This is a genomic window from Alkalibacterium sp. s-m-28, assembly GCF_054658175.1.
The window spans coordinates 1-4,935 of record NZ_BAAGIQ010000117.1 but is presented as its reverse complement, the minus strand read 5'-3'; the positions used below and the strand labels follow the sequence as shown (position 1 = coordinate 4,935).

The 4,935-nt window shown below is 42.3% G+C and carries 4 protein-coding genes; all 4 read right to left on the bottom strand.

What is annotated here, in order from left to right; translation table 11 throughout:
• Positions 1–408: 408 nt before the first annotated feature.
• The 4 genes from ACYQ4S_RS10740 to ACYQ4S_RS10725 all read right to left on the bottom strand — a co-directional run bounded on the left by ACYQ4S_RS10740 (position 409) and on the right by ACYQ4S_RS10725 (position 4,724).
• On the bottom strand, positions 409–1,860 hold the full coding sequence (locus ACYQ4S_RS10740; RefSeq protein WP_346025617.1) for a UDP-N-acetylmuramoyl-L-alanyl-D-glutamate--2,6-diaminopimelate ligase: 1,452 nt from the start codon (positions 1,858–1,860) through the stop codon (positions 409–411).
• 74 nt (positions 1,861–1,934) lie between these two features.
• Positions 1,935–2,630, bottom strand: a complete 696-nt coding sequence (gene cuyB, locus ACYQ4S_RS10735; protein ID WP_459771074.1) for a cysteate racemase — start codon at positions 2,628–2,630, stop codon at positions 1,935–1,937.
• A gap of 110 nt (positions 2,631–2,740) precedes the next feature.
• A complete protein-coding gene (locus tag ACYQ4S_RS10730; protein WP_459771072.1) occupies positions 2,741–3,931 on the bottom strand; it encodes an SH3 domain-containing protein in 1,191 nt (396 codons plus the stop codon).
• A gap of 70 nt (positions 3,932–4,001) precedes the next feature.
• Positions 4,002–4,724 (bottom strand): TraX family protein, encoded by a 723-nt coding sequence (locus ACYQ4S_RS10725; protein ID WP_459771070.1) that lies wholly within the window; start codon positions 4,722–4,724, stop codon positions 4,002–4,004.
• Between the last annotated feature and the right edge of the window lie 211 nt (positions 4,725–4,935).

Sequence of the window (4,935 nt, the reverse complement as noted above, 5' to 3'; positions counted from 1 at the left end):
TTTACAATTGTAGTCTATAGATGTCAAGGTTTTTTTTACCTCTCTTATAATCTTTAGTAGCTGATCTGTTTTCAGATATATAATGTCCAGAGATTAGTTATTTTTAGGATTACTCTGTTTCATTAAGTAGTCAAAACCCGTTTTAACGGGTTCTCTCCTCTCAAACTTAAAGCATAAAGTGATTGCATTTGAACTCAGTTACGATTTTCCATTCGAGTTCCGGGGCTATCGCGTTTGCTCCTCAACTCAGGTTCGTCTCTTCTTCGAGTTCCACTGCTAGCCCGTACCCAGTCTGTATTACCCCCCCTTCCAGACAGACCAACTTCAACACTCATCCCAGAAAGGCATAGAAAAAAAGTTTACCTTACCCTGGTCAACTGACCTGTGATGGAAAGATAAACTCTCAGTTTAAAATGAATAATAGTCTACAAAGTAGTCGATTGTCTCTTTATCCGTATGGGTGGAGAGGTTAAAGGTGCTTGTGTACTTTTCATGTCCTTTTCCTGTAAGAATAATAAGCGTCTTTTCTTCTGCTTCGTCAATGACTTGTTTGACGGCCATCGTCCGGTCCATGATTACCTTCACTTTATCTTCAGGATGCTTCAGTGCCAGCTTCATATAGCTGTTTTTCATGATCTCTTCCGGTTCTTCATTCAGATCATCCAGTGTCATAAGAGTGCAGTCGCTTCCTGAAACGGACGCATCGAACATTTTCTCACGTTTGGAATGATCACGACTGCCTCTGAAGCCAAAAATATGGCATATTCTATGATCAGGATACAAGCTCCTGCATGTTGATAAGACTGCCTCTAGCGCTTCAGCCGTATGCGCATAGTCAATGATCGCCTTGACGTCATCCTTTATTGTATACACTTCAAACCGTCCTGGAATAGGCTCGAGGTCTTTGATCATTTCATTCAGATTACTGATATCATGTCCTATATCTTTCACTACAGTTCCTGCCATGGCTAAGTTGAGCAGATTGTGCTTGCCTGGTAACGGCGCATCCACTTTAACTGTCTTCCCATCCATCAGGAGTTCGCTCTCTCCTTCAGCACGGAATGTAAAATGAGTGTTCTCCTCATCTGACTCTCCTACTGTCAGAACCTCTATGTCCTCTTCGAGAAGAAGGTCTTTCAGAGTTTTCCCCCATGTGTCTTCGATATTGATGACAGCTTTCCCTCCGGGTTTAAGAAATGAAAACAGCTTCTTTTTTGCTGAAAAGTACTCTTCGATTGTTTTATGATAGTCCAGATGGTCATGCTGGAGATTGGTGAACAGACCATAATCGAAGAGCATTCCTTCCATCCGGTGCTGCTGCAGACCTTGTGAAGACACCTCTATTACGACTGTTTCGTCATCTGATTCAGCCAGAAATTTCTGAATTTCCGAAGCGCTTGGAGTAGTTAATGAACTGTCCACCCGTCTGCCGTTCACTTCATTAAATACCGTTCCAAAGAAGGAGACCGTATAACCTGCTTTTCTCAGCAGATGCGTAGTGAAGAGCCCCGTCGTAGTTTTACCATTCGTTCCGGTCACTCCAATCACTAACTTACTTCTTGAAGGATAGCCATAATAACTTGCAGCCAGTGTTCCGAGCATTTTTCTGGAATCTTCCACCTGAACATACGGGACAGATAACCCCGTCACAGGTTTCTGCCCGATGATCATAGCTGCCCCATTATCAATAGCCTGATCAATGAAATCATGTCCATCTTTCTGAAATCCTTTGATGGCGACAAAAATTTCTCCTTCGCTTATTCTGTCTGCCCGTTCATTGATTCCTGCTATTTCAATAGTATTCAGATCATCGTCTGTTTCGATACCTTCAATCTGATGTATTATTTCTCTCCATTTCACTTTAAGATCTCCTTAATTTACCTATACTCTTACGCAGACGTGTATTATCCCTACCTCATTCTACGATTTGTTTTTTATCTTCCTGTCAGCATCCTCGCTGCCGCTCTCATCGGATCGATGAAAGGCACACTCAAATCGTCTGATCCCAGGACCAGTTCCACTTCTGTGCATCCACCAATGATCAGCTCGCAGCCCATCTCGTCGATCAGCTGATCCGCTGCTTCTTTAAGCAACTGTTTTGGATACTCGCCGCTGTTTCCTTGTTTGATTCCCTTCTCACCGAAAATTGCCCGCATGACTTTATCTTCCTGTACCGAATGATCGGGGAATAGAACGGATTTGCTTTTAATGTACGTTTGAAAAAGTTCTGTTTCTTTCGTTGCTGTTGTTGAAAGCACGCCTATTTTAGTAACAGAAGCAAAGTTATCCGCTAAATACTCATCTAATCCTTGAAGGACATGATAAAAGGGAATGGAAACATGCTTCTGTATTTCTTCATGAAAGTAGTGCGCTGTAATGCAAGGCATAGCCAGTACAGTGGCCCCAGATTTTTCAAGATTCTGTGCTGTATTTATCATTTCAGATAGAGGAGATTCTCCCCCGTACAGAATGGCTTTTGTTCGGTCAGGTATTTTCGGATTACTGTCAATAATCACACGATAATGATCCTGATCTTTAGTGACCTCGGTTTCTTCGATGATTTTTCTAAAGAAACTGGCTGTAGCAAGCGGGCCCATCCCTCCCAGCACACCGATTACATTTGGTTCCATATAATTAGTTTCACTCTTTTCATTAACTAGTATTTGGGAACTGACTTCAGATTTTCATTTCACCTGTTTTTACTGGCCTTCTAAATTGTTTGTACTCAAAACCAGCAGTCTCAATCAATATTTTCCTGCACATCCTGCCATTTAGGCTGACTATTGATTGTCCGACTGATATCGAAATCTCCTGTACTGGCATCCGGACCTAGTAGTTCAAGAATATCCAGGTCATTGAAATGCCACCATTCTGAAGCAAGAGGAGTGAATCCTCCTCCAACCATATATTCCTGCAGCCTCACAGCATGCTCAGACGCATCAGGATGAATGTCCAGTTCACGCCATCCATCCCGATCCAACGAGCTTATCGGTTCCTCAAAAATAGCTGAATCGACACTCAATTCGTGCATCGGGGTGTGCATCTCGTACTCAGTATAATCAGTCACTTCCATAAACAGGTAATCCCCAACTACACGCTCAGAAACCTCGTTCACCTGAGCCAGACTGATATCTACAGCTGCTCCCCGGTTATGATTGGAGATACCTGAATGAATGAACCAGCCGATACTCCAAGGTGCCTCTGTCACACCCGCTCCTACTTCTTCATTTTCTTCAATAAGTTCTACCAGAGATTCTCTGACCAGCACACTGTTTTCTTGTGAACGAAATGACTCATAAAGGACGAGTGTTTCTCCATTCAGCATAGCAAGCTGCTGAGCCTGAAACAGTTTCTGCGCCGTACTGTATAAAATTGGAAATATAAATTCTTCTCTGTTCAGACGGTCGTTGAAGTCGATCATATTACTGATCGACTCTCCAGTGACATCCGGGATCTCAATATAGGAAGACATGAATAGCGAGGAATAGCTGTTTGCATGATCATAGACAATCGAGGGGGCAATATCAGGCATATTGATAAATGCTGCCTGGTGTCTGATCCAGCCTTCCTCGTTTTCCGTTCTGATCATCCACCAGTCTTCATATTCCGCTCTTATTTCAAAGGGCGTTCCAGGCAGCAGAACAGCAAAAATTTCAGAGGTGGGGTCCGGCGCCCCGTATAGATCTTCTTCTATTGATGTATAGCCGGCTGCTCCAATTACAGGCAGTTCAAACACATCATTATAGAATATAGGAAGTGAAGGGGGTGTGTCCACAGGATCTTCTACAACTTGTTCTCTCTGCCTTTCCTGTTCTTCCTCCTCAACATCGTTCGTACTAAGTGTTCTGCTTATCAGGAAAACTATTCCGGCTACTATCAGCAAGCTTAGAAGGGCGATAACTGTTTTCAATGCGGTTTCTTTTCTATTCAAATTTCAAACTCCTATTACACGTTTTTAGACATCAGGTCCAGCTCATCCTGACTATCTACCTTGCTTTTAATCATCCCATCAGCACTCTGACTGCAAGAAGCAGTAGCAAATGCAGGGGATAGAACCAGTAGAATGCCCATTTAGTAAAGGCATTTCGCATACCTGGTTTATTGTTGTACCATCCATAAAAAGGGATGGTCAGCAGTGCACCGAACCGGTAGCTGGCATAGAGACCCATGTCCTGAAGTCCGGGTATAATGTAAAAAACTAGGGCAACTAGAACAAACATTACTACTTTCAGTTTAGGGTAATCCCTGAAGAGACCAAAAACGATAATCCACAAAACTCCAACATAGTGCCAGTTAGCCGGCATGGAGAGGATAAAGATGATTCCGAGCAGAATCATTCTGACGAGCACACTCCAGTTCTCCATTGTTAAGACAGATAGAGCAATGACGCCCAGCATGAGAGTCCAGATTACACTTGTAGCGCTGAACATTCCAAGTCCAAAGTACAAGTTATATGGCACATGAGAAACGATTGCAAAAATAAACAGCCTGAAAATGTATCTCTTTTTGTTTGATGTATAATGATGCCCTTCAGCTATTAAATAACAGATCAAGGGCGCAGCCAGCCTTCCCGCTAGATGGGCAATCCAGCGTTCGGAGCTGCCGAATTCAGTGACAAGGCGAGAAAAATGGTCAACGAACATAGCGACTATTGCTATAATTTTTAATGTATTGGCATTGACCTCTATATTTTGCAGAGGCAGACGGATCGATTTTTCACTCATTTTAAACACTCCAGACTTGAAACCGTGCAATAATATAATAAAATTACAAAAACACACGACTAAAAATATAATATAATTATAATAGTATGATTATGGTGTCAAAACCCCATAATTTTAAGCACTTAATCAACTTGAAATGCTCAAAAGTATACAGTTTTAAAAAATAAAAGAGGGACTCCTCTTTATGCCATCACTTTTTCCTGATTGTGTT

Excerpts from the sequence above, each read along its gene's own strand:
- cuyB (WP_459771074.1), bottom strand. The coding sequence starts at position 2,630 with ATGGAACCAAATGTAATCGGTGTGCTGGGAGGGATGGGCCCGCTTGCT.
- ACYQ4S_RS10725 (WP_459771070.1), bottom strand. The coding sequence starts at position 4,724 with ATGAGTGAAAAATCGATCCGTCTGCCTCTGCAAAATATAGAGGTCAAT.